Annotated in this window: 14 protein-coding genes and 1 riboswitch; of the genes, 10 read left to right on the plus strand and 4 right to left on the minus strand. The window is 65.2% G+C overall.

The features are described 5' to 3' along the window. Positions 1–9 precede the first annotated feature (9 nt). Positions 10–111, plus strand: a riboswitch (TPP riboswitch). A 30-nt stretch (positions 112–141) separates the two neighbouring features. The 5 genes from O3932_RS03005 to O3932_RS03025 are packed head-to-tail and all read left to right on the plus strand — an operon-like array spanning position 142 to position 6348. Next, entirely contained in the window at positions 142–738 is a 597-nt protein-coding gene (locus O3932_RS03005; RefSeq protein WP_296502356.1) for an ECF transporter S component, read from the plus strand. Between the two features lie 10 nt (positions 739–748). Next, on the plus strand, positions 749–3280 hold the full coding sequence (locus tag O3932_RS03010) for an ATP-binding cassette domain-containing protein (protein ID WP_371536255.1): 2532 nt from the start codon (positions 749–751) through the stop codon (positions 3278–3280). After that, on the plus strand, positions 3277–3909 hold the full coding sequence (locus tag O3932_RS03015) for a hypothetical protein (RefSeq protein ID WP_371536149.1): 633 nt from the start codon (positions 3277–3279) through the stop codon (positions 3907–3909). The genes O3932_RS03010 and O3932_RS03015 overlap by 4 nt, the downstream gene beginning before the upstream one ends. 4 nt (positions 3910–3913) lie before the next feature. Next, the gene (locus O3932_RS03020; protein WP_371536152.1) at positions 3914–5416 is read left to right on the plus strand and encodes a phospholipase D-like domain-containing protein; all 1503 of its coding nucleotides are present in this window, start codon (positions 3914–3916) and stop codon (positions 5414–5416) included. Then, positions 5413–6348, plus strand: a complete 936-nt coding sequence (locus O3932_RS03025) for a class I SAM-dependent methyltransferase (RefSeq protein WP_371536155.1) — start codon at positions 5413–5415, stop codon at positions 6346–6348. The genes O3932_RS03020 and O3932_RS03025 overlap by 4 nt, the downstream gene beginning before the upstream one ends. A gap of 77 nt (positions 6349–6425) precedes the next feature. Here the strand turns inward: O3932_RS03025 and O3932_RS03030 are convergent, their stop codons facing one another. From O3932_RS03030 to O3932_RS03045, 4 genes are read right to left on the minus strand one after another with little or no spacing between them, the layout of a single operon-like run. Further along, positions 6426–6938, minus strand: coding sequence for a hypothetical protein (locus O3932_RS03030; protein WP_296502344.1), 513 nt, complete (start codon positions 6936–6938; stop codon positions 6426–6428). Between the two features lie 57 nt (positions 6939–6995). Next, a complete protein-coding gene (locus tag O3932_RS03035) occupies positions 6996–7802 on the minus strand; it encodes a hypothetical protein (protein ID WP_371536158.1) in 807 nt (268 codons plus the stop codon). Next, entirely contained in the window at positions 7792–8127 is a 336-nt protein-coding gene (locus O3932_RS03040) for a hypothetical protein (protein WP_296502339.1), read from the minus strand. Before O3932_RS03040 ends, O3932_RS03035 begins: the two co-directional genes overlap by 11 nt. A 2-nt stretch (positions 8128–8129) precedes the next feature. Then, positions 8130–8525 (minus strand): YbaB/EbfC family nucleoid-associated protein, encoded by a 396-nt coding sequence (locus O3932_RS03045; protein WP_371536161.1) that lies wholly within the window; start codon positions 8523–8525, stop codon positions 8130–8132. A 222-nt stretch (positions 8526–8747) separates the two neighbouring features. On the opposite strand from O3932_RS03045, the gene O3932_RS03050 reads away from it, so the two are divergent. From O3932_RS03050 to O3932_RS03070, 5 genes are all read left to right on the plus strand, one after another. Continuing rightward, on the plus strand, positions 8748–10478 hold the full coding sequence (locus O3932_RS03050) for an alpha/beta-hydrolase family protein (protein WP_371536162.1): 1731 nt from the start codon (positions 8748–8750) through the stop codon (positions 10476–10478). A 1416-nt stretch (positions 10479–11894) separates the two neighbouring features. After that, positions 11895–13697 (plus strand): Ig-like domain-containing protein, encoded by a 1803-nt coding sequence (locus O3932_RS03055; RefSeq protein WP_371536164.1) that lies wholly within the window; start codon positions 11895–11897, stop codon positions 13695–13697. Positions 13698–13912: 215 nt separating this feature from the next. Then, positions 13913–17737 carry a S8 family serine peptidase gene (locus tag O3932_RS03060; RefSeq protein WP_371536165.1) on the plus strand — a complete coding sequence of 1275 codons (3825 nt, stop codon included), beginning with the start codon at positions 13913–13915 and terminating at the stop codon, positions 17735–17737. Positions 17738–17949: 212 nt separating this feature from the next. Beyond that, complete coding sequence (locus O3932_RS03065) at positions 17950–21429, plus strand: S8 family serine peptidase (protein ID WP_371536167.1); 3480 nt, start codon at positions 17950–17952, stop codon at positions 21427–21429. 533 nt (positions 21430–21962) lie between these two features. After that, positions 21963–25367, plus strand: coding sequence for a S8 family serine peptidase (locus O3932_RS03070; protein WP_371536169.1), 3405 nt, complete (start codon positions 21963–21965; stop codon positions 25365–25367). Positions 25368–25433 lie beyond the last annotated feature (66 nt).

A 25433-nucleotide genomic window follows, 5' to 3' on the forward strand; every position in this document is an offset into this window, starting at 1 on the left:
CTATGCTCACTACTGTGCCACGGGAGCTCGACGCGAGCTGAGAGGGGACCATCCCCGACCGTAGAACCTGATCCGGATCATACCGGCGTAGGAAGGCTCTTCCCTCGTGGCCGCCGTGCATCACGAAGGGAGTATTGTCGCATGGCAACCACTGTTTCCCTCCGCTGGAGGGTCATCGATATCGTCACCGCCGCCGTCCTGGGCGTCGCGTGCGGCCTCATTTTCGTCGCGTGGAACCAGGTGGGTTACGCGGGCTACGAGGCTCTCAAGGCGATTGCGCCAGGCCTCGGCGGTCTGGTGACGGGCGTGTGGCTGCTGGGTGGCACGCTCGGCGGCTACATCATCCGCAAGCCTGGTTCCGCGCTCTTCGTCGAGCTGATGGCCGCCACTGTCTCCATGGGTCTGGGTTCGCAGTGGGCGGTCGAGACGCTGTATTCAGGCCTTGCGCAGGGCATCGGTGCTGAGATTGTTTTCGCGCTTTTTGCCTACCGCCGCTTCAGCGTGTGGGTGGCTGCCGCCGCGGGCGCGCTGTCCTTCGTCTGCGAGTGGGTCCTTGAGCTCTTCCTCTCCGGCCACCTCGCGAAGGGTCCGCTCTACAACGCCATTTACTTGGTGTCCGGCGTGGCCTCGGGCATCGTTTTGGCCGGCGTCCTCGCGTGGGCGCTGACGAACGCGCTGGCAAAGACGGGCGCGTTGGATCGTTTCGCTTCGGGACGCGGAGCGCGTGAGCTTGTCTGATTCCCGTTTCATGAACGAGGCCTCCTCCGCTTTCTCCCGCTCCGTGTCCTCCTTGGGTGGCCAGGTGCCGCTGGGTGAGGGGACGGGCGCGCGCGTGTGCGCGCGCGGATGGGGATGGCGTCACGCTGGGCGTAAGAACGCCGCGCTGTCGGGTGTTGATCTCGATATTGCGCCGGGTGAGCGCGTGTTGGTGCTCGGGCCGTCTGGCTCGGGCAAGTCGACGCTGATGGGTGGCTTGGCGGGCCTGCTGGGCGGTGCTGAGGAGGGCGAGGCCTCGGGTTCGCTCACCGTGGACGGCGTCGCCCCGGCGGATGCCAGGGGCCGCGTGGGCCTGCTTATGCAGGACCCCGAGGCCCAGGTGGTGCTGGCTCGCGTGGGCGATGACGTGGCCTTCGGCATGGAGAATCTGGGGGTTCCTCGCGAGGAGATCTGGCCTCGTGTGGAGGAATCCCTGAGCGCGGTGGGCTTGGACGTGCCCCTTGATCATTCGACGACGGAGCTGTCGGGCGGGCAGAAGCAGCGCCTGGCGCTCGCGTCGATCCTTGCGATGGGTCCGGGTCTGCTGCTCCTAGACGAGCCGACCGCGAACCTGGATCCTAGTGGCGTCGCCGAGGTGCGCGACGTCGTCGCCTCCGTTGCGGAACGCACGGGCGCGACCCTGGTGGTTGTTGAGCATCGCGTGGACGTGTGGGCTTCCCTCGTGGATCGCGTCATTGTGGTGGCCGACGGTCGCATCGCCGCCGACGGCCCCCTGAGGCAGGTCCTCGAGGAACAGGGAGAGGCCCTGCGCGAGCGCGGTATCTGGCTGCCCGGGGACGACGTGGCTGCCGAGGTTGGCCCCGCGCCCGAGCCCGTCCCGGCCTCGTCCGAAGCTGCCCCCATCGCCCGCGTCACCGACCTGACGATCGGCTACGACCAGGATGCCCCCGTGCGCAGCGGCATCAACCTGACGCTCGAGCGCGGCGTGTCCACCTGCATTGTGGGTGCTAACGGCGAGGGCAAGTCCACCTTTGCGCTCACCCTCGCGGGCCTCCTCAAACCCATCGCGGGTACGGTCGAGGTCGAGACCTCCGACGGCACGCGCGGCGACCCCCACGAGTGGTCGAGCAAGCAGCTGCTCGGCCGCATGTCCATGGTCTTCCAGGAACCCGAGTACCAGTTCCTGGCCTCCACCGTCGCCGAGGAACTCGCCATCGGCCCGCGCGCGGCCGGCATGAGCGAGGAGGAGATCGCCCCCCTCGTCGAGGAGTACATGGAGGCCCTGGGCCTCACCACCCTCGCGCGCGCCAACCCGATGACCCTGTCCGGCGGCGAGAAGCGCCGCCTGTCCGTGGCGACTGCGCTCATCAGCGCCCCTCAGCTGCTCATCCTCGACGAGCCGACCTTCGGGCAGGATCGCGGCACGTGGCTGGGCCTCGTGCGCCTCCTGCGCGCCGCCCTCGCGCGCGGCGTCACCCTGGTGTCGATCACGCACGACCCCGCGTTCGTGGCCGCGATGGGCCAGCGCGTCGTCGACCTGGGGTCGCTCGGGAGCCGAGGCGGGGGAGAGCCGCGCGGTTGCGCCGAGTCTGCGCTCGCCTCCCCACTTGACGAGGCCGACTCGGGTTGCGCGTCCCGCACGAGTGTCGGGTCAGAATCTGGCGACAGTGCCGACGCGACGATGATCGGTGACGCGACGGGTACCGAGGTGCCTGCGGACGACGCGCCTGCGGGCGAGGCGCCTGCCAGTGCGGCGACCGCCGGTGCCACACGAACGGGCGCGCCTGCCTCGGCCCGCGCGCCCCGGCGCGGCCTCCTGACCCGCACGAATCCTGTCGCCCGCGTGCTCGCCCTCCTGGTGGCGACTACGCCGCTGCTCATCACCATCGACCCTGTCAGCGCGGGGGTCGCTCTGGCCCTCGAGCTGTCCCTCATCCCTCTGTCGGGTGTGTCGGCGCGCAGCTTCTTCCTCAAAGCGACGCCGCTGCTCGTCGCCGCGCCGCTCGGTGCCCTCTCGATGCTGCTCTACGCCGCGCCCGGCGGGCACGTCTACTGGTCGTTTGGGCCTGCTGCGATTTCCGACCACTCGATGTGGCTGGCCCTCGGCATTGCCCTGCGTATGTGCGCACTCGTCGTCCCCGCGATTGCCCTGCTCGACCGCATCGACCCGACCGACATGGGCGATGGCCTCGCGCAGATCCTGCACTTGCCCGCCCGGCCGGTGCTGGCCGCGCTTGCGGGCGCACGCATGACCTCGCTGATGGCCGCCGACTGGAAGGCCCTCGAACGAGCCCGCCGCGCCCGAGGCGTGGGCGACGCCTCGCGCATCCGCTCCTTCCTGCGCGGCTCCTTCTCGCTGCTCGTGTTTGCGCTGCGACGGTCCGGCAAGCTCGCGACCACGATGGAAGCTCGAGGGTTCGGCGCTTCCCGCGCGCGCACCTGGGCGCGTCCCTCGCGCCTGCGCGCCGCCGACGCGGCCCTCATGGCGGTCGCCATCGCCGTTCCCACCATCGCGCTGACGGTCAGCGTCTGGGCCGGCACCTTCGCGCTGGTGGGCCGATGAGCGGCCAGGCGGGCGCGTCCGCAGGGGTTCCGGGCGGGGGAATACGGGTCACCGTCCCCGTGTCCCTCGCTCCCGACGAGGCCGCGCGAGACCTCGCCCCGCGCCTGCGCGCGCTGATTGACGAGGCTGCCCCGGCCTCGTCCGGCGACGCGCACCCCGACGGGAGCGGCACCCACGCCGATCCTGCGATCATGCCGCGCCGCGTACCCGTCGTCACCATCGACGGGTACTCGGGCTCGGGCAAGTCCACGCTGGCCGCCGCGCTCGCGTGCCTCCTGCCGGGCTGGCAGGTCCTGCACCTGGACGACTGGTACCCGGGATGGGACGGCCTCGCGGCCGGCGCGCAGGTCGCGCGGCGCATCTGCGAGGACCTGCGCGCCGGGTGCCCATCCTCCTACGAGGCCTGGGATTGGGAGACCGACGCGCCCGGGGTGGTTGTAGACGTGCCCGTGTCCCCCACGATCATCGAAGGCTGCGGCGCATGGGACGCCGATGCCGACCTGTCCATCTGGATCGAGGACCCCGGCGAGGACGAACGCCGCAGGCGGGCCCTCGCGCGCGACGGAGCGACCTACGCGCCACACTGGCAACGCTGGGCTGACCAGGACAAAGGGCGCTTTGTAACATAGGTGTATGTTTGCCCCGCACCCCGAACCACCGCTGTGGGTGTGGCTCCTCCTCGGAGCCGTTGAATTCGCCATCCGTATCGTGGCGCTGGGTGTCGTGCCCAAGCACCGGCGCGCCTCCACGTCGACCGCGTGGCTGCTTCTCATCTTCCTGTGGCCCTTCCTCGGGGTGCCCCTCTACTTCATCTTTGGTTCCTGGTGGGCCATGGGACGACGCCTCGACGATGACCCCGAGGCCAGCGCCCTCGTCGAGGCCATCCTGAAAGACTCCGCCAAGCCCAAGCCGACCGCCTACGAGACCCCCGACGGCTCCGACGACGACACCGCCTTGCTCATGCGCCTGACCGGTTCGCTCAGCGGCTTCCCCGACTCCTGCGGCCACGTCGTCGCCCTGTACAACGACACCGCCGACACCTTCCGTGCGATGGCCGCCAGCATTGATCGGGCTACCCACCACGTCAACGCCCTCTACTTTCAGACCTCCTGGGACGAATACTCCGCGCCCTTCTACGAGGCCCTCGAGCGCGCAAAGGCTCGTGGCGTCACCGTGCGCCTCCTCGTCGACCACCACGGCATGCGCACCATACCTGGGCACAGGCGCTTCCGGCGTCGCCTGGATGACATGGGCATTCTCTGGCACCAGATGCTCCCCTTCGCGCCCCTGCGTGGACACATTCGCCGCCCCGACCTGCGCAACCACCGCAAGCTCCTGGTCGTCGACGGGCGAGAAGCCTACATCGGCTCCCACAACCTGGTCGCCCCTGACTACGACACGCCCTCCTTCCAGAAAGCCGGCATCACCTACGACGACACCAGCGTGAGCCTCACCGGCCGGATCGTCACCCAGATCGAGGCCGTTTTCGCCCTCGACTGGTACTACGCCTGCAAGGAAGTCCTGACCTCCGCCGACCTCACCCCGCACACCGCGCGAGAGGAGGACGAGCGCGAGGACACCCCGGCCTCGTCGATGCAGATCATCCCGTCGGGGCCCGCGTTCCGCGGCGAACCCAACCTGCGCGCCTTCGTACACATGGTGTCATCGGCACGCACGCACGTGTCCATCGCGAGTCCGTACTTCATCCCCGACGAGGCCCTCATGACCGCGCTGACGAACGCCGCCCTCTCCGGCGTCGAGGTCGAGCTCTTTCTTTCCGAGCAATTCGACCAGTTCCTGGTCGGCCACGCACAGCGCTCCTACTACGGGGCACTCCTCAAGACGGGTGTGCGCATCCACCTGTACCGCAAGCCGACCATGCTGCACTCCAAGTATGTGATCGTCGACGGCAGCCTGTGCGCGATTGGCTCGTCCAACATGGACGTGCGCTCCTTCGGCCTGAATTACGAGATCACGCTCATCGCCGACGACGCGCGCCTGGTCGAGCTGCTGCGCGGCAACGACGAACGCAACCGTGAACGCTCGCGCGAACTCACCTACCGCGAGTGGCGCGATCAGCCCTGGCACGTGCACTATGTCGACAACGTGTGCCGACTGTGGAGCTCGCTCCTGTGAGTGCTTCCGGGGACGAGGCCACGGTCGGATTTGATGGATCAGGTGCGTGTGAGAACAAGGATTCTATGACACTATCGAACGCAGCGTCCGCCTCTCTGGAGGCGAATCCCTTCGTGGGGGAGGGCGGCGCATACGCCTCCGTGCGCCCCGCCTACCCCGACGAGGCCGTGGCCGCGCTCCTGGCCTCCGCTCGGTTGCGCGGTGGGAGGACGGGGGATATCGATCCTGCCGCTGGCGATCCTGCCGATTCGCCCTCCGTCGAGGATACTTCCATCGTTCCCGCTCCCGCTGTCCCCGCCTCGTCCGCGCCGCTGCGCGTCGCCGACATCGGTGCCGGCACCGGCAAGATGAGTGAGCTCCTGGCGCGCGCGGGTGCCGTCGTGGACGCGGTGGAACCCTCGGACGCGATGCGCGCCCAGGCCTCGTCGATTCCCGGCGTGACGTGGCACGGCGGCGTCGCTGAGGACACGGGACTGCCGGACGGAGCGTTCGATATCGTCGTGTTTGCCCAGTCCTGGCATTGGGTTGATTCTGAGCTGGCGGGCCGGGAGGCCGCGCGCATTCTCGCGCCCGGGGGCACGCTCGGCATCGTGTGGAACCAGATGGACGTGTCGATCCCGTGGGTGCACCGGCTCACGCGCATCATGCGCTCCGGCGACGTGCACCGGCCCGACCGTCCGCCCACGCCCGGCGGTGGATTCACGCCCATGCGTCTCACCCAGGTCACGTGGGAGGACATCATGACCCCCGAGCAGATCCTCACCCTGGGGACCACCCGTTCCTCGTTCATCCGAGCCTCGCAGGCCGGTCGGGACCACATGCAGGCGAACCTGCGCTGGTACCTCTACGAGCACCTCGGTTACGCGCCGGGGGAAAACGTTGCTATCCCGTACACGACCCTCGTGTGGCTGGGGGAATGTGCGCCCGAGTGAGCACCTTGCGACCGCGTGCTCCTGAAACTACATCTCAGGCTGCGTCGCGCTGTCGAACCGGCGACCGCTGGCGGTCGTTACTGGACGGGGACCAGGAAACGGTCCGAGGCCCCTTGGGGAAGGGCGAGGCAGCGCGCGCGGGCATCGCGCAGCGCTGGTTCCAGGACCGCGAGAATCGGATCCCACGAGTCGAGAGGCCGAGCGGTGTTCAGGGACGTGCCATCCTCGCTCACGCACATCTCCTCGTAGAGCTGGATCGTGACCCCCGCGAACTCCTGTGCGGGGTGCTGGCAGAAGTAGGTGCCCGGCAGGTAGGTGACCTCCTGAAGGTTGACAGTCGGTGCCCCCGCCATGAGGGCCGTCAAGTCGCGTCCATTCGCGCCCACAACCACGCCGACATGGGGCGTGCGCAGGTTGTTCGTGGCGATCGCGATGCTATGCGAGGTCGCCGTCAGTGCCGGGGAGACGACGATGCGCGCCTGGGTGACGGACGTGTCGACGAAGCCTCGAAACGTGATCGACGGTGTGGAGGGCAGCTTGTTCAGGAGCGACAGGAAATTGCGTGCGCTCTCTTCAAAGTCCTGGGTCATGTCACACTTTCTGTGGAAGGCCGCCACGCGTCGGCGCGAGCGTGTACTGCGAGGCTATCAAGCCATGGCGAACGGACCGCCCATCGGCTCGCCGCCGTGGGAGAGGTTGTGCAGCCATTCTTTCAGAGACTTCAGCAGTTGGTCGGCACCGGAGAGCTTCACACCCAGGTTCGACAGCGATTCCTTCAACGCGATGATGCGCGCAGTCACCCCCTCGATCAGTGCCCCAACCGACGAAGCGATCTGTGCCATGACCAGGGGGAACGCCGTCACGAAGGACGAGGTCAGCTCGACCGCGTAGGGAGTGATGGCCTCGACGACCTGATTGATCGCGTCGCGCACGAAGTCGTACACGAACTGGATGATGACGGCACACACGTCGTAGGCGGTGCCCACCGCGCGCGACAATTCCCCCGTCATGCCGATGCCTCGGGTCGTCGCTCCCGACGCTGCCAAATACGAGGTGACGGCAGAACCCGCGAACGCGCCATCCGGGAAGGAGAGTCGGACGTCGTCATCAATGTTGTGCGCCGTGGCCTCCAGCAGCGCACCGACGTTCCTCCACGTACGCCCGTGGGTGCGCAGCTGGTCGGCGTCCCCAGCCAGCTCAATCAGCCACCCCTTCAAGGGCGCGATGAGGTCGAAGACCCACCCCATCCCCCAGGAGATAAGGGTGGCACGAGGATCGGGCGTGGGGGGAAGCATGTCAGCTCCCATAGCGACGCCAGCAAGGTCACCGCTCACCCACGACTTGTCGACGATCGCCGAACTTAGTGCCGCGATTCCATCCAAAACACCCGTCTGAGGGAACGCCGAACCATCACCCGGCACCCGTGCGGTCACAGGGTGCATGTCAGCTGTCACGACCGTCTCCCCACAGGGCTGCCCCGGCCTCGGGAATCGTCACCCGCGACGACTCGCCCACCTGGACGGCGCGCGCGCTGGCCACGAGCGTCTGACCGAGCTTATCGAGGGCGCACTCAGCGCCGCTAATCGCCAGATGCTCGCCCACTTCCACGAGCTGAAACAGCGGTGCAATAAGAGGTCCGGCCATGAGGCCAAACGCGCCGTCAGAGGCGGACACCTGACGCAGTGTCGCCGAGGCATGCTCAAGGTCGCTCTGGTAGGAAAAAATCCGAAGAGCGTGCGCCGTAATGGCCGCCGGATCGGCGGGAAATTGCTCAGACACGCTCAGAGCCTCCGCTGATGCACCCGGGGATCCGAGGCCTCGGCCAGCTGGACGTCGGGGGAGGGGACACCGTATAGCGAACGCAAGCGCTCGATGCCCGGGAAGGAATCACCGAAAGCGTCCTGGGAGGCGGTGATAACCTGTTCGCCGACGTCGCGGCGCGCGGCCGCATAGGCCGCAACGATGGCGTCGCACAGCTCGGCTGGGGCATCGTCGATAGCGAGGGCGAGGAGGGTACCCGCGGAGTCAACGGTGACCGTCACGCCCCGGCTAGGTGAGACACCCACCCCGTGGATGGATTCAATGCGTCGACGCATTGCGTGGGCGCGCTCTGCCTGCTCTCGAACCTGACCTTCCTGACGGCGAATCAGGCCGGGATCATCCTCGAATAGCGACATTGTCACCTCCCACCAGTAGAGATATTTATTGTAGATGAAGCGTTAACCTGGTGGCAAGAATACGCCGTTATTCCGCCCTTTTCTCGTTCATTTTGCGCGCGTAAATCCCAGCCTTTACCATCGCGCTCTGACCCATTTGTCAGGTGCATCCGGGCAAGCGTACACGCGGGAGTTAGCCCAGGCCTCGTCCCAGTCCTGAGCAGGTACCAACCACCTGGCACAATGGGTGTTATGGGTTTGTCGTTTCTGGGAGTGATCGCGGCGCTCGCCATGTATGCGGTGAGCGTATCCCCCTCGCTCATGGCGCGCTCGTGGACGTGGCACGCGGTCGCCTCCGGCATCCTGGTGGCCTGCGGCTACATCGCCGGCCTCGTCGTGCAGAACGTGGGACTGCTCGTCATCCGCCTCACTGGGCTGACGGTCAGGGCCTCCGATCCCGCCGAAATCGGCTTCCGCGTTGCCGCCGCCGCCCTCTTCGCCATCTGGTGGTTCTACGCCGTCATCCAGTCGTATCGCCGCGACCACGTCGCCGCCACACTCGTCAACATGCCGGGGGAGACCATCGGCGAATACCTCCTTGGGGCAGCGGGTGCAGTCGCCGTCGCCTGGACACTGCTCATGATCGTGCGCGCCTTCAACCATCTTGGTCGCATTCTCATCGCGACCCTCGCGGACTTCATGCCCCGACCCGCCGCCTTCATTACGGGCGTCGCCAGCCTCTTCGTCACCATCTTTTTCCTGACCTCAAAAGTCATCCTGCGCGGCGGCATCGGCTTCTTCCGCCGCAAAGCAGAGCAGCTGAACACGCGCACCGCGCGCGGCATCTACAAGCCGACCGTCCCGGAGCGCTCCGCCTCCCCGGCATCGCCCGTCACCTGGGAATCGGTCGGCGGGCAGGGGCGTGTCTTTCTGGGGCGAGGTCCCTCGCGCCGCGACATCACGCAAGTGTGCGGCGTCGACGCCATGGAACCCATCCGCGTCTACTCCGGCATGCCCACGGGTGGAACCGGCATCGAGGCGGCCGCGGCAACCGTCGTCGCCGAGCTGCGCCGCACGGGCGCCTTCGATCGTGCAGTCATCCTCATCGCCGCGTCGACCGGCTCTGGGTGGGTCGACGAATGGCAGGTCCAACCCCTCGAGTTCCTCACGCGAGGAAACTGCGCCACGGCCTCGTTGCAATACTCCTATGTGCCGTCCGTGCTCAACTGGCTCACCGGACTCGAACCCGCACAGGACGCCTCCGCCGTGCTCTTCGCCGCCGTGCGCGCCGAGCTCGACCTCATGGACGAGGCCTCACGCCCCGCGCTGTTCGTCTGCGGCGAGTCCCTCGGTGCCTTCGCGTCGCAGTCCGTATTCTCCTCCATTGAAGACGCGCTCACCCAGGTCGACGGCGCGCTGTGGGTAGGCACCCCCGCCTTCACCCCCATGCACGAGGCACTCACCGCCGCACGGCACACGGGCAGCCCCGAGGTCGCACCCGTCGTCAACAATGGGCGCCGCGTGCGCTTCGTCAACGAACCCTCCGACCTGCGCACAGACCTGTACGGGCGCGAACTCGGCCCGTGGGGCTTCCCGCGCATCGTCTACGCCCAACACCCCTCCGACCCGGTCGTTTGGTGGAACAACAAGCTCATCTGGACACAGCCCGACTGGCTGCGCGAGCGAGCCGGGCGCGACGTCTCGCGGGACGTGGAGTTCACGCGCTTCGCCACCTACATCCAGATCCTCGCCGACCTGCCCGTCGCCGGGACCGCACCCGGCGGGCACGGGCACACCTACCATGAGGAACTCATCCCCCTGTGGCGCGCGATCCTCGGCTTTGACCGCCTCTTCGACGAGGCCCCAGTGCACCCGCGCCTGGCTGCGCTGGATGGTAGCTGGGTGGACGATGCGATGGTTGAACGCATCGGCATTGTCGTGCGCGCGAGCCTGGAGCTGTCCGACCGACAGTAAGCGCGCCGCGAGCCTGCAGCTCGAAGCGGTCGATCTCGAGGCCCGGCAGGGTCTCGCAGGCCCAACAGGCCCAACAGGTCCAGTGGCGCCTTCCAACCGAGGAGGTTCACATGTGGGGTTATAGGACGTGTCGTGTTGCTGGGGTTCGTGCTTTGCGTGCCTTGGTGCGGCCTTCTCATCCGCACGTGGGCCTGCTGTTCCGAGTCTGGGCAACCCCGCCCATGTACGGGACAGGCGTCCCGCGTGCGGAATAGGCGGCCCGCGTGCGGAATAGGCGGCCCGCGTGCGGAATAGGCGGCCCGCGTGCGAAAGAAGGGGTGCAGCCCAACACCAGGCTCGCTGCAATGCGCGCAAGCCCGCTATGTGGAGCCTGGGCCTTCTCATCCGCACGTGGGCCTGCTGTTCCGAGTCTGGGCAACCCCGCCCATGTACGGGACAGGCGTCCCGCGTGCGGAATAGGCGGCCCGCGTGCGGGACAGGCGGCCCGCGTGTGAAAGAAGGGGTGCAGCCCTACACCAGGCTCGCTGCAATGCGCGCAAGCTCGCTATGTGGAGCCTGGGCCTTCTCATCCGCACGTGGGCCTGCTGTTCCGAGTCTGGGCAACCCCGCCCATGTACGGGACAGGCGGCCCGCGTGCGGAACAGGCGGCCCGCGTGCGGGACACGTTGGAGTCCAAGTCGTTGTTGCATGCGGCCAATCCGCATTTGCGCTTGTTGCCGATGGGGTCGTGCACCCCATCGGTTGGCATTGCAACCCTCCTGATTGGGTGCAGCGTTCCCTAACGGGTGCAGTGCCCTCTAACGGGTGCAGTGCTTCTCGCGTTACTGCTGCGCTACCTATTGTCCAGGTGCCCGTGGGCGGCGGCCCGCCCGCGAGATCGCCACACGCGAGCCTGCGGCTCGGCGTGTCGTCTCGAAGCCCGGCCAGGCCCTGCCGCCGCCCCCGGGCACCGATTCTGTCCCCGAGTACCGCAGCCGTCCCTTCTGCTCCCTTCGGAACCTGGCGGGTGTTGTGGTGGCATGCGCCAAGCAGCCGCAGTGTTTGACAGGTGTGGAATCACAAAATGATCGTAAATGCGCAGGTGACGGGTCATTTCATGCTCGTTAGTTTCAGATCGCCCGCAGACTTACCGAGCAAATAGGTGATACTTTCATTGAGATGTTAAGGGATTGAAGGAAAGTGTGTATGAGAAAACGTGCGGCGGGTGTAGAACATTTGTTCATTGGTCAGGTTCCCAATGAAAACCTGCCAAAAAGCGCGCGAAAATATTACTAGTAATACCGCAAATTAACTTGTGGCTACATGATGGTAAGTCAGTAACGCGTTGCTAGGTATTCATTTACGCAGTAGTGTTCGTTATGCGGATTCCAAGCCTAACCATCCGGTATGGTCCGTTGATTCAACATTGGAGTGAGTATGTCCCAGTTAGTTCACAGGGCGTTCTTGGCGACCCTGGCGACCGGCGCGATGGTGGCGTCCGGTGCAGCCTTCGGTGCCCCCGCGTTCGCGGCGCCCGCCCCCGACATTTACGGCCCCACCATTTCCGACGTCGAAACCACCAGTGAAGGTCTCGGCGGTTCGGTCTCCTTCGTCGTCGAGGATATCCCCGGTCTGTCCAGCATCGACCTGCGCGACCCCTCGACCGATGCGATCTTCTATCGCCGCGTCGTCGACTTCCCTGGCAATGTCTCGGCTGACGGTGTCCATCGCTACACGTTCGACATCAAGTTCTCCGACATCCAGGCTGCTTGGACCAAGGCAGGCCACACGGATGCTCTGCCCGCTACGGTCAAGCTCGTTGCGTGGGGCAGTGATGGCCTGCCCTCCAAGCGAGCCGATGTGGCCCTCGAACCCGTGGCCATGACCTCGCTTGACTTCGGCATCGAGTCCGGCAAGCTTGACCTGCGAGTCGGCCAGCAGACGAACATCGGTGTCACGCACCAGCCTGAGAACGCAAATAAGACCAAGATCAATTGGTCCGGCGACGACATCGACGTTCTGAATGTCGATGAAAAGTCGGGCCTCGTGACTGCGCAGAAGGAAGGCTGCTCGGACGTCCGGGCTGTCGCCGACTACGCGGATCCGATGGTCTTCGATCCGGTGATGGCTACTGTCAACGTCTGCGTCACCGAGCTGGGCGAGGACGAGATCGCCGTCAATCACCTCCGCGTGGACCTGGAGGAGGGTGAGACCGTCACCCTCAAGCCGCTGCTGCCCGCGAAGTTCAAGGACGCCACCCTGTCCTGGGGCTTGGAGTACGGCGGTGTGGCCATCCTGAAGGCGGCCGATGACGGCAAGAGCGCCACGATTACCGGCGGTAACTCTCTTGACTGGGATCAGGTCAACCTGACCGCCACCCTGGCCGACGGAACCGAGGCGACGGCGACGACGATTGTCGTCGTGAAGTCCGTCAAGCAGGATGCGACCGCTCCCGCGCCGTGGGTTGATCCGCAGCCTCAGCCCGATCCGCAGCCTCAGCCGGACCCGCAGCCTCAGCCGGACCCGCAGCCTCAGCCGGACCCGCAGCCTCAGCCGGACCCGCAGCCTCAGCCGGACCCGCAGCCTCAGCCCGATCCGCAGCCTCAGCCCGATCCGCAGCCTCAGCCCGATCCGCAGCCTCAGCCCGATCCGCAGCCTCAGCCGGACCCGCAGCCTCAGCCGACACCCACGGGCACGTGGGAAAAGGACACAATCGGCTGGTGGTACCGCAACGCTGACGGTTCCTACCCGAAGGACACCGTGGCCACGATTGACGGGCGCGTCTTCCGCTTCGATGCTCGCGGCTACGTCCGGACCGGTTGGGTCGAGGACTCCGGAACCTGGTACTACCACGACGCGAACGGCTACATGGTGACCGGGTGGCTCAACCTGGGTGGCACCTACTACTACCTGCGTGAGACCGGCGCGATGGCGACTGGTTGGCAGAACCTGGGTGGTACCTGGTACTACCTGAACGCCTCGGGCGCGATGGCGACTGGTTGGCTGAACCTGGGTGGTACCTGGTACTACTTGGACGCCAATGGCGCGATGGCGACTGGTTGGCTGAGCCTGGGCGGCACCTGGTACTACCTGAACGCCTCGGGCGCGATGGCGACTGGCTGGCTGAACCTGGGCGGCACCTGGTACTACCTGAACGCCTCGGGTGCCATGGCGACCGGCTGGATCAACCTCGGTGGCACCTGGTACTACCTGGACGCCAACGGCGTGTGGGTCAAGTGACCTGATCGCCTTTACAACACGGGCCGGGCCCGGGGACGTAACACTCAAGCGTCCCTGGGCCCGGCCCTTTTGACATTTCAGATCGTCTTAATTGTTTCGTTAGCAATCTGAAGATTGTCAGTCGTGTCTTTTCCGGTAGCGTTGTGCTAGGCGGCTGCGACGTGGGAGCGCCCACGCTGGCAGTGGTCGTCTGTGACACTAATTGGAGAAGGCTTATGTCAATGAAGAAACCAGCTGTCCTCCTGGCTTTTGTCGGTGCGTGCGCGCTTGCGTTCACGGGTCCGGCGTCCGTGGCTTCACCACTGCGCGTGGGTCCGGTGCCTGCGGAGGATGCCCCGGCCTCGTCCCTGCCGGTCGGCGACCTTGATACGGCGCTGACCTCGAAGGATGGGCAGGCACCCGAGGTTGCCGAAGTCGTCGACCGGGACCCGGCGCGACTTGTCGGCGTCATCGTGCAACTCGAGGAAGGAATTGATCGTAGCGCTGCTCTTGCGTCCGTGAACGAGGCCGTGGCCGCGTCGTTTCCAGGAGTGCAGGTCCGGGTGGAGCGGGAGTACGCCAACGTCCTGGATGGCTTCGCGCTGAGCGCCCCCGCCGGCAGCCTGGAGGAGATCCGCAGTGTGGCGGGGGTCAAGGCGGCCTTCCTGGAGCGCGAGGGGCACGTCAGCGATGCGGCCGCCGTCGACGCGGAGGGTGGCACCAGGGCTTCGCAGATCGAGGGGCAGGACCCTGCGAACCTGAGTGCCCAGCTCATGATGCGCACCGACCAGGTGACTCAGAAGGGCGAGGGGAAGGTCGTCGCCATCATCGACACGGGTGTCGACATGGCGCACCAGGCGTTCACGCCCGCGCTCACGGCCACGCCCGCCCTGTCGGAGGATAGGGTGGATGAACTCAAGGCCCAGTTGGGGGAGGGGAAGACCGGCGTCTATGTGAATGAGAAGTTCCCCTTCGCCTACGACTACGCGGATGGTGACAACGATGCCTCGCCGCGCGAGGGAGGGTCGGGCTTCCATGGGACGCACGTCGCGGGTATCGCGGCGGGTAACGCCGACAAGATTGTCGGCACCGCCCCGGACGCTCAGATCATCGTCGGAAAGGTGACGCGCTCCGAGGATGATGCGCTGCTGGATTCCGCTCTGCTGGCCGCACTCGACGATATGCTGGTCCTGCATCCGGACGTCATTAACCTGTCGCTGGGCTGGACGGCTGGCATGGATAACGAGGCGGACACGGTCTATGCGACCGTCTACAAGAAGCTGCAGGAGGCGGGGATCACCGTCAACGCGGCTGCGGGCAACGCTTTTTCGACCGGGTACGGCAACATGTCTGGTAAGGGCCTGCCCTATGCCTCGGATCCAGACTCCTCGGTCATTGATGAGCCTGCGACCTACTCCTCGGTGGTCGCCGTCGCCTCCGTCGAGAACGCGCTCATCCGCAATGCCTTCACGGCAGCCGGGAAGGATATTGGCTACCAGCGTTCGCGCGGCATGAATGGCGAGAAGGTCGCCTACTTCTCCGACCTGCCCGCCGGCACCTACGAGTATGTGGATGCGGGATTCGCCTCCGAGGAGGACGTGGCCGCCCTCAAGGACAAGTATCCGGATGGCCTCGCCGGCAAGATTGCGCTTGTCTCGCGCGGCAACATGACCTACCAGAAGAAGGTCGAGAACCTGTACGACCTGCACCCCGCGGGCGTCCTCGTCTACAACAACGTCTCGGTCGGCTCCCTCATCATCATGAACCTGACGACCCAGGACGTGCCCGCCGCGTTTATCTCGCAGGCGGATGGCCAGGCCATGCTCGAGGCCGCTGACCATCACCTGACGATGGCTGAGGGGCAGGTCTTGCCGCAGTCCTCCGTCTACGAGGCCTCGGAGTTCTCCTCGTGGGGCGTTTCCCCGGATCTGCGCCTCAAGCCTGAAATCGCTGCGCCCGGTGGCAACGTTTTCTCCGCGATACCGAACGGTGCGTACGAGCAGACGTCGGGCACTTCGATGGCGACCCCGCAGATGTCGGGTATTAGTGCGATTGTCTTGCAGCGTGTTCAGTCTGATCCTCTGTTTGCGTCGATGAGTGCGCGTGAGAAGGTGGATGTTGTTCAGGATCTCGTTATGGGTACCGCCCGTCCCTTGACCGACGCGTCCCAGGGCAGTGGGGCGCTGTATTCTCCGCGTAAGCAGGGTGCTGGCCTGGTTGACGCTTTGGCGGCTACGACCTCGTCTGTGTACCCGACCGTGAAGGGTGCCTCCGAGGTCTCCCGGCCCAAGGCCGACCTGGGGGATGGCACGACGGGCTGGCACTTCGATGTCGTCCTGCACAACCTGTCTGACGCGGAAGTGACCTACGAGGTCTCCTCCCAGGTGCTCTCCGAGATCGTCGACGGCGGCTTCTTCACGGAGCACTCCTCGGATTGGCGAGGCCGTGGCGTGGCTGTGTCGTACAGCGGCGCGGCGTCGGGAGCGGGGGAGGGGGCGGCCGTCACTGTCCCCGCGAAGGGCGAAGCCACCATTGGCGTTGACATCGCGCCCGGGTCCGAGTTTGCCCAGTATGTCACTGACAACGCCCCCTCGGGGACCTTCCTCGATGGCTTCATCCGTTTTACCTCGCGCACCGAGACCCAGCCCAGCCTGACCGTGCCCTACCTCGGCTTCTACGGCGACTGGGGCAAGCCGGCCATCTTCGACGCACTCGCCTCCGACGGCGGGGCACACACATTCGCCTCACAGATCGTGAACGGCGCGACCGGCAATCAGCTCGGCTACAACCCCCTGATCAAGGTGGGTGCACGCGAGGGTCGGCCCAACGCCGACCGCTACGTCATCTCGCGCTCCGGGGCTCCGGGTGCGCCCACGATCCTCGAACCCCGCACGGGCACGCTGCGCAGCGTCCACACGCTCACCAGCACCTACACGAACGAGGCCGGGGAGAAAATCGCCTCCGTCACGAACCATCGGAACTGGAAGTCCGTGTATCTGACGAGCACCGAAGAGAACACGTGGGTCGAGTCCTACCACGAGCCCACTGCGCTGGACGCACGCTCTGAGGCCTACAAGGACCTGCCCGACGGTGAGTACACGCTGACGATTGAGGCGAGCAACGACGGGCCGTCAAGCGCAGAGCAGTCGATCTCCTACAAGTTCCGCCTCGACGCGACCGCGCCCGTCATCTCCAACCTGACGTACGGGGGCGAGGGGCCAGACATGGTCATTTCCTTCGACGTCACCGATGCCTCGCCCCTGGCTGGCGTCGACCTGCACGATCCTGCCGACGGCCTGTGGTTCTACCGCCACATTTTCACCCCCAGCGAGGGCAGCGTCGGCGAGGATGGGGTCTACAGCTACCACGTGGAGCTGCCCATCATGACGATCATGCAGGCGTGGGAGAATCAGGGCGGAACCGGGGGAGTTGTCGCGCACCCCTACGTGCTTGCATGGGACTACGGCCTGAACCCCTCCGATCCCGTGACCCTGGACCTGCCTACCAATAACAATCCGGACGTCCGGCTTCCCTGCGCCGACCCTGCGGGTGGTTCCTGGGTGAAGGATTCCGTCGGCTGGTGGTACCGCTGCGCGGACGGTGTGACTTACCTGAAGGCGGGTTGGTTCACCATCAATGGCTCGGAGTACCAATTCGGTCCGTCCGGCTACATGATGACCGGGTTCCTCAAGCGTGTGAGCGGAGAGTGGGTCTACGCGGACCCCGAGGGCGCTCTGGTGGGCGGCTGGGTCCGCGATGGAGTGTATGGAGGACCCTATTGGTATTACCTCGACCCAGCCACGAAGGTCATGCGCACCGGATGGTTGTTCGAGCGCGGTTCCTGGTACTATCTGGGAGCGTCCGGCAACATGCACACTGGATGGATCACGTACGGCAGCTCCTGGTACTACCTGGACTCAACTGGAGCGATGCGCACCGGATGGTTCAACCAGGGGGGCACCTGGTACTATCTGGGGTCCGATGGGGTGATGCTGACCGGTGTGCAAAAGATCAATGAACGCACCTATACTTTCGACCCTTCGGGCGCGTTAGTCGGGTGATCTGAGGGGAGAAAACCGCGCAAAGCCTGGGTTCGATGGTGCTTCGTGAGAACGTCACCGAACCCAGGCTTCGTCGTTGAAAAAGTGTCGGGAATTTGAAAAAAGACTTCCAGATTCTGCGATAAGTGTTGTACTCTAGTTCCGGGTGACCAACAGGTCAGACTTTAGGTAGGTCTGTAAGGTCCCCAGACGCCAACATTGGAGTTAGACATATGACACTGAAGAAACCGGCGAAACTCATCGCAATCGCCGGCGCATGCGCGGTTGCAGTCGCGCTGCCGACGTCTCTTGCGCTGCCCGGGTCTTTTGGGCCCGAGGCCGATTCTGACCCCGAGGCTGCGCAATCCGCAGCCGGAGTGGTCGCGCAGCCTGAGCCCGAGCCTGAACTGCCCGTGGGTAACGCTGAAAATGCGTTGACCTCAGAGGAGGGCGAGCAGGTGGTTGATGGGGAAACTCAGGCCTCCACCGATGACGGATCCTCGCGCGTCGTGGATATGATCGTCCAGCTGAAGGACGGCACCGACACCGCCGCCGCCCTCGCCTCTATCAACTCGGCCGTGGCTGCGGCCTACCCGGACGCCTCCGCCGAGGTGAAACGCGAGTACAGCAACACATTTACGGGCTTCGCGCTGAGCGCCCCCATCGGCTCGATGGATGCGATCCGCGGCGTGAGCGGTGTCCAGAGCGCCTTCCTTGATCGCGAGACCCAAGTCAGCGACGATGCAAACGGCGACTCTGACGACGCGGGCAGCGGTTCCGCAACGACTGCGTCACGTTCGCAGCACCCCGATAACCTGAGCGCGCAGATCATGATGCACGCTGACAAGGTTACTCAGAAGGGCGAAGGCAAGGTCGTCGCCATCATCGACACGGGCGTGGAAATGAACCACCCCGCATTCTCGGGAGCCCTGCACGGAACTCCCGCGATCGACAGTTCCAAGGGCGCATCTCTGGCACAGCAGGTGGGCAAGAGCGGCACCTACGTGTCCGAGAAGTTCCCCTTCGCCTACGACTACGCGGACGGTGACAACGATGCCTCCCCGGCGGGTGCCCACGGCACGCACGTCGCCGGTATCACCGCAGCCAATGGTGATCAAATCATGGGTATCGCCCCCGATGCTCAGATCATCGTTGCGAAGGTTGCGCGCAGCCGCGGTGGCGGCATCCCCGACTCCGCGCTGCTCGCAGCCCTGGATGACATGGCTACTCTGCATCCTGACGCCGTGAACATGTCCCTCGGCCGCACGGCCGGCATGGACAGCGATGCCGACACCCTGTTCGCGGGCGTGTACGAGAAGCTGCAGGAGAAGGGCATCACTCTCGACGTTGCTGGCGGCAACGAGTTCCAGGCCGGCTACGGCAACAAGTCGGGCAAGAACCTGCCCTACGCCTCTGACCCGGATTCCTCGACCCTGGGTGAGCCTGGCTCCTTCGCTCCTGTGGTCACGGTCGCGTCCATTGAGAACGCGAGGAACGGGGCAAACGGCAACTACAAGATGTCCGATTTCAGCTCGTGGGGCGTGTCTCCTGACATGCGCCTCAAGCCTGAGGTGACCGCCCCCGGCGGCAACATCTACTCCTCCGTGCCCGGCGGCGGCTACCAGATGATGTCCGGTACGTCCATGGCAACGCCCCAGATGACCGGTGCCAGCGCCGTCGTGCTTGAGCGCGTTCAGAACGACCCGCTCTTCTCGTCGCTGAATGATCGTCAGAAGGTGGATGTTGTCCAGAACCTGATCATGGGAACTGCGGTCCCGGTTGTGGATCCCGGACAGGGTGGCGGTGCCTACTACTCCCCGCGTAAGCAGGGTGCAGGCCTGGCGAACCTTGAGGGTGCCACGACCTCGTCCGTGTACCCGACCGTGAACGGTGCTGCCGACTCTTCCCGCCCCAAGGCGGAACTGGGGGACGGCACCAACGGCTGGCACTTCGACGTCACCTTGCACAACGTGTCCGACACGCCTGCTACGTACGAGCTCTCTTCCCAGGCTCTGTCCGAGAACATTGAGGGCGGTTTCTTCACCGGTCACTCCACTGACTGGAACGGCAAGGGCGTCAGCGTTTCCTTCTCTGGCTCGAGCGTGACGGTTCCTGCCAAGGGTGAAACCACGGTCGGCATTGATATCAAGCCCGGCAACGAGTTTGCTCAGTACGTCTCCGCCAACGCTCCTGCGGGCACCTTCCTGGACGGTTTCGTGCGCTTCACCTCGCGTACGAACGGTCAGCCCGACCTGGGCGTTCCTTTCCTGGGCTTCTACGGATCCTGGGCCAAGCCGGCGATCTTCGATGCGCTCGTTTCCGAGGGTGACGCCCACGCTGCTTCCTCGGGCATCTACAACGGTGACCGGGGCGGCCTCCTCGGCTACAACCCCCTCCTCAAGGGGCGGGAACGCCAGGGTCGTCCTAACGCTGAGCGCTACGTGGTCTCCCGTTCCACGGTCTCGGGTGCACCCACAGCGATCAGCCCTCGCACGGGCACGCTGCGCAGCGTTCACAAGATGACCACCACGTACACGAATGAGGCGGGCAAGAGCGTTGCCTCCTTCACCTCCTTCCAGAACTTCAAGTCGACCATCGATCCTGAAGAAGAACGGATGAGCTGGGTTGAAGAGGGGCAGGAGCCTCGGTCCATCGACCTGAAGGAAGGCAAGTACGCAAGCCTTCCCGACGGCAACTACAAGCTGACGATTGCCGCCAACAACGACGGCCCCTCGTCTACTGAACAGTCCATTACGTACAACTTCCGTATCGACACCAAGGCTCCCGTTGTGGACAGCGCCAAGGTGAATGGTTCCACCCTTTCGGTGGAGCTCAGCGATGAGTCGCCCCTGGCCGGCTTCACGCTGAACGATCCGAATAGCGGTCGCTACATCCACCTCGAGGTTGCTCGTGACGAGAACAGCCAGACCTACGAGAACGGTCGGTACCACTACAAGACCAGCATCGACCTGAACCAGGTTCAGGGTGGCGCCAGCAACAATCCCTACGTTGTCGCGTGGGACTACGGACTCAACCACTCCGAGCCCGTCACGATGAACGGCGGCAAGCCCGGTAACGGTGGCGGTCAGCCCGGTAACGGTGGCGGCCAGCCCGGTGTCGGCGACGATCAGCCCGGTAACGGTGGCGGTCAGCCCGGTGATGACTGGGGCGACGATCAGCCCGGTAACGGTGGCGGTCAGCCCGGTGATGACTGGGGCGACGATCAGCCCGGTAACGGTGGCGGTCAGCCCGGTGATGACTGGGGTAACGGTGGCGGCCAGCCCGGTGATGACTGGGGCAACGGTGGCGGCCAGCCCGGTAACGGTGGCGGCCAGCCCGGTGACGGCTGGGATAACGGCGGCGGCCAGCCCGGCGGCGGCTGGGATAATGGCGGCGGCCAGCCCGGTGGTAACCCGGGCAACGGTGGCAACTCCGGTTACTGCGACTTCCTGAACGGATACTGGCTGAGCGATCCGGTCGGCTGGTGGCAGAAGTGCGTGAGCGGGAAGAGCCTCCCTCGCAACCAGTGGTCTAACATCGGCGGCAAGGACTATTTCGTCGGACCTGACGGGAACGCGCAGACCGGTTGGCTGAACCAGGGAGACACCTGGTACTACCTGGATCCCAGCAACGGTGGCTCGATGTGCACGGGCACGCGCAACATCGACGGAAAGACCTACACCTTCGATAACTCGGGTGCACTGGTCAAGTGATCTGACAACCGTTGACGACTCACGGCCTGGGCCCGGAAACGCTGACATGACGGCGTTTCCGGGCCCAGGCCTCGTTGATGGACGGGTGCCGTGTCGCCTGTGAAACAGTTGACTGGCTTGACAATGCAAGCCGCCCCCTCGCTCATGGTGAAATCGCGCCATAACAAGCAGGCACCAATATGTAATAAGACGAAAGAAAGCGAGCTCAACAACCCTCCATATAGCACGGGCTTGAGAGTCTGACAGGACGATGCTGACCGATGTGCAAATGATAATGGACAGGCCTGCACCTTTGACCTTTCGGGTGTCTTAGTGAGGTAGTCTCAGGGGAGAAAATCCTGCAAATCCTGGGTTTGATAGTATCTTGCGTGAGGTAGTCGAACCCGGCTTCATTGTTGAAAAAGTCTTGGGAATTTTGTCAAAGGGCTTCTGGATTCCGCGATAAGTGTTGTACGCTGATGTTCAGTGACCATTAGGTCAGAGTTTGTTCTAGGCCCGACTGGGTCGCCCGACACATCATTGGAGTTAGACACATGACACCGAAGAAACCGGTGAAGCTTTTCGCTATCGCCGGCGCGTGCGCGGTTGCCATCGCGCTACCCACGTCCCTGGCCATGCCGGGGTCGCTCCTCCACCAGGCCGGCTCTGACGCTGACGCTGCACAGTCCGCGCAGTCGGCTGCCGACGAGGCTGCGGCGAGCGAACCCGCTCCCGAGCTCCCTGTGGGTGACGTCGACAACGCGCTGACCTCCGCCGATGGCGAGTCCCTTCTCGACGAGGGGGCCCCGGCCACGACCGAAGAAGACTCTTCGACCGTCGTCGATATGATCGTCCAGCTCGAGGACGGCACCGACACCGCCGCCGCCCTCGCATCTATCAACTCGGCCGTAGCTGCGGCCTACCCGGACGCCTCCGCCGAGGTATCGCGCGAGTACACCAACGCCTTTACGGGCTTCGCGCTGAGCGCCCCCATCGGCTCGATGGATGCGATTCGCGGCGTGAGCGGTGTCCAGAGCGCCTTCCTCGATCATGAGACCCAAGTCAGCGACGATGGCGATGACACTCCCGCCGACGCGGAGGGCACCGGCGGTGCCGACGCCTCGGCCGACTCCGGCAGTGCCGCCGACGCCGAGAGCAACCCCATGGCAGCCATGCGCGCCGCGCAGCACGGCGACGTCCTGTCCGCCCAGGTCATGATGAAGGCCGACAAGATCTCCCAGACCGGCGCTGGCAAGGTCGTCGCCATCATCGACACGGGCGTGGACATGAGCCACCCCGCGTTCTCGGGAGGCCTGCACGGAACTCCCGCGATCGACAGTTCCAAGGGCGCATCTCTGGCACGACAGGTGGGCAAGAGCGGCACCTACGTCAACCAGAAGTTCCCCTTCGCCTACGACTATGCGGACGGTGACAACGACGCATCACCGGCTGGTTCTCACGGCACGCACGTTGCCGGCATCACCGCAGCTAACGGTAGTCAGATCACGGGTATTGCCCCCGATGCTCAGATCATCGTCGGCAAGGTCGCGCGCAGCCGCGGCGGCATCCCCGACTCTGCGCTGCTCGCCGCCCTGGACGACATGGCGGTCATTAAGCCTGACGTCGTGAACCTGTCCCTCGGTCGCACGGCTGGCATGGACAGTGCGGCCGACACCCTGTTCGCGGGCGTGTACGAGAAGCTGCAGAACAACGGTACTATCGTCGACGTGGCCGCCGGCAACGAATACTCGGCTGCTTACGGCAACAAGTCGGGCAAGAACCTGCCCTACGCCTCCGACCCGGACTCCTCGACCCTGGGTGAACCCTCCACCTTCGCGCCCGTCGTGTCGGTGGCCTCCATCGAAAACGCGCGGAACGGTCGCGGTGCCTACAAGATGTCTGACTTCAGCTCGTGGGGCGTGTCTCCTGACATGCGCCTCAAGCCTGAGGTGACCGCCCCCGGCGGTAACATCTATTCCTCCGTGCCCGGCGGCGGCTACCAGTACATGTCCGGCACGTCCATGGCGACCCCGCAGATCACCGGCGTCAGCGCCGTCGTGCTTGAACGCGTTCAGAACGACCCGCTCTTCTCCTCGATGAGCGCGCGCCAGAAGGCCGACGTCGTCCAGAACCTCATCATGGGCACCGCTGTCCCCGTCGCCGATCCGAACGCCAGCTCCGGTGCCTACTACTCCCCGCGTAAGCAGGGCGCAGGCCTCGTGAACGTTCAGGCGGCAACGACCTCGTCCGTGTACCCGACCGTCAACGGCGCAACCGACGCCTCCCGCCCCAAGGCGGAACTGGGGGACGGCACCAAGGGCTGGCACTTCGACGTCACCCTGCACAACATGTCCGGCACGGCGGCGACCTACGATCTCTCCGCTCAGGCCCTGTCTGAAAACATCTCGGGCGGCCTCTTCACCGGCAGCTCCACCGACTGGAACGGCAAGGGTGTCAGCGTCTCCTTCTCCAACAACAGCGTGACCGTCCCCGCCAAGGGCGAGGCCACCGTTGGTATCGACGTCACCCCCGGCAGCCAGTTCGCCCAGTGGGTGAGCGCGAACGCCCCCTCGGGCACCTTCCTGGACGGCTTCGTGCGCTTCACGGCTCGCACGAATGGCCAGTCCGACATGACCGTGCCCTACCTGGGCTTCTACGGATCCTGGGGCACGCCTTCGATCTTCGATCAGATGCTCTCCGAGGGTGACGGCCACGCTGCTTCCTCGGCCATCTACAACGGCCAGAACGGCAGCCTCCTCGGCTACAACCCCCTCGTCAAGGGCAGCGAGCGCGAGGGTCGTCCCAACGCCGACCGCTACGTGATTTCCCGTTCCACGGCCTCGGGCGCGCCCACGGCTATCACTCCTCGCACGGGCACGCTGCGGTCCGTCCACACGATGACCACGACCTACGCGAACGAGGTCGGCAAGAGCGTCGCTTCCTTCACCTCCACGCAGAACTGGAAGTCGGTGTATAACTCCGACGAGCGGCGGATGACCTGGGTTGAGGAAAACCACGAGTCGCGTTCGATCAACCTCAACGACTACAAGTACTCGAGGCTGCCCGACGGCAAGTACACGCTGACGATCTCCGCCTCCAACGACGGCCCCTCGCCGACGAAGCAGTCCCTGACCTACAACTTCCGCGTTGACACCAAGGCGCCCGTCGTCGAGCGTGCCACGCTGAGCAACGGGGGTTCCACCCTCAACGTGGAGATCAGCGACGAGTCGCCGCTGGCTGGCTTCACGGTGAACGACCCGAACAGCGGCCAGTACATCTACAGCGACGTCATCCGTAACGACGCTGACCAGACCTACTCGAACGGTCGTTACCACTACACGGCTACCGTCGACATGAGCAGGGTGAGCGGCGGCAGCTCCAGCAAGCCCTACGTGCTCGCGTGGGACTACGGCCTCAACCACTCCAAGGCCACCACGATCGGGGCGGCTACCGGTAACGGCGGCGGCAACGACGGTGGCAACACCGGGGACCAGCCCGGTAACGGCGGCGGCGACAACGGTGGCAACACCGGGGACCAGCCCGGTAACGGCGGCGGCAACGACGGTGGCAACACCGGCGATCAGCCCGGTAACGGCGGCGGCGACAACGGTGGCGGCATCGGCGGCAACGTGTGTAGCCCCTCCATGGGTGGCCGCTGGGTGACCGACGGCTACCGCTGGGCGTGGCAGTGCAACAACGGTGCGTACCTGCGTAACGGCTGGTACCTCATCGACGGTCGCTACTACTACTTTGACGGCAACGGCTACATGCGCTCCGGCTGGGTGCGCGGTAGGGGTTCCTGGTACTACCTGGGCAACAACGGTGCCATGCAGACCGGCTGGGTCAAGATCGGTGGCCACTGGTACTACCTGGGTTCCGACGGTGCGATGTACAGCGGTACCCGCACGATCGATGGAAACTCCTACGAGTTCAGCGAATCTGGCGAGTGGATCAAGTGATCTGACGTCTTCTTCGTGAAACATACCGCCTGGGCCCGGGAACGCTAGTGCGACAGCGTTCCCGGG

Origin of the sequence: Pauljensenia sp. 20925_1_25 (assembly GCF_041433955.1) — a bacterium.
Taxonomy (GTDB): Bacteria; Actinomycetota; Actinomycetes; order Actinomycetales; family Actinomycetaceae; genus Pauljensenia.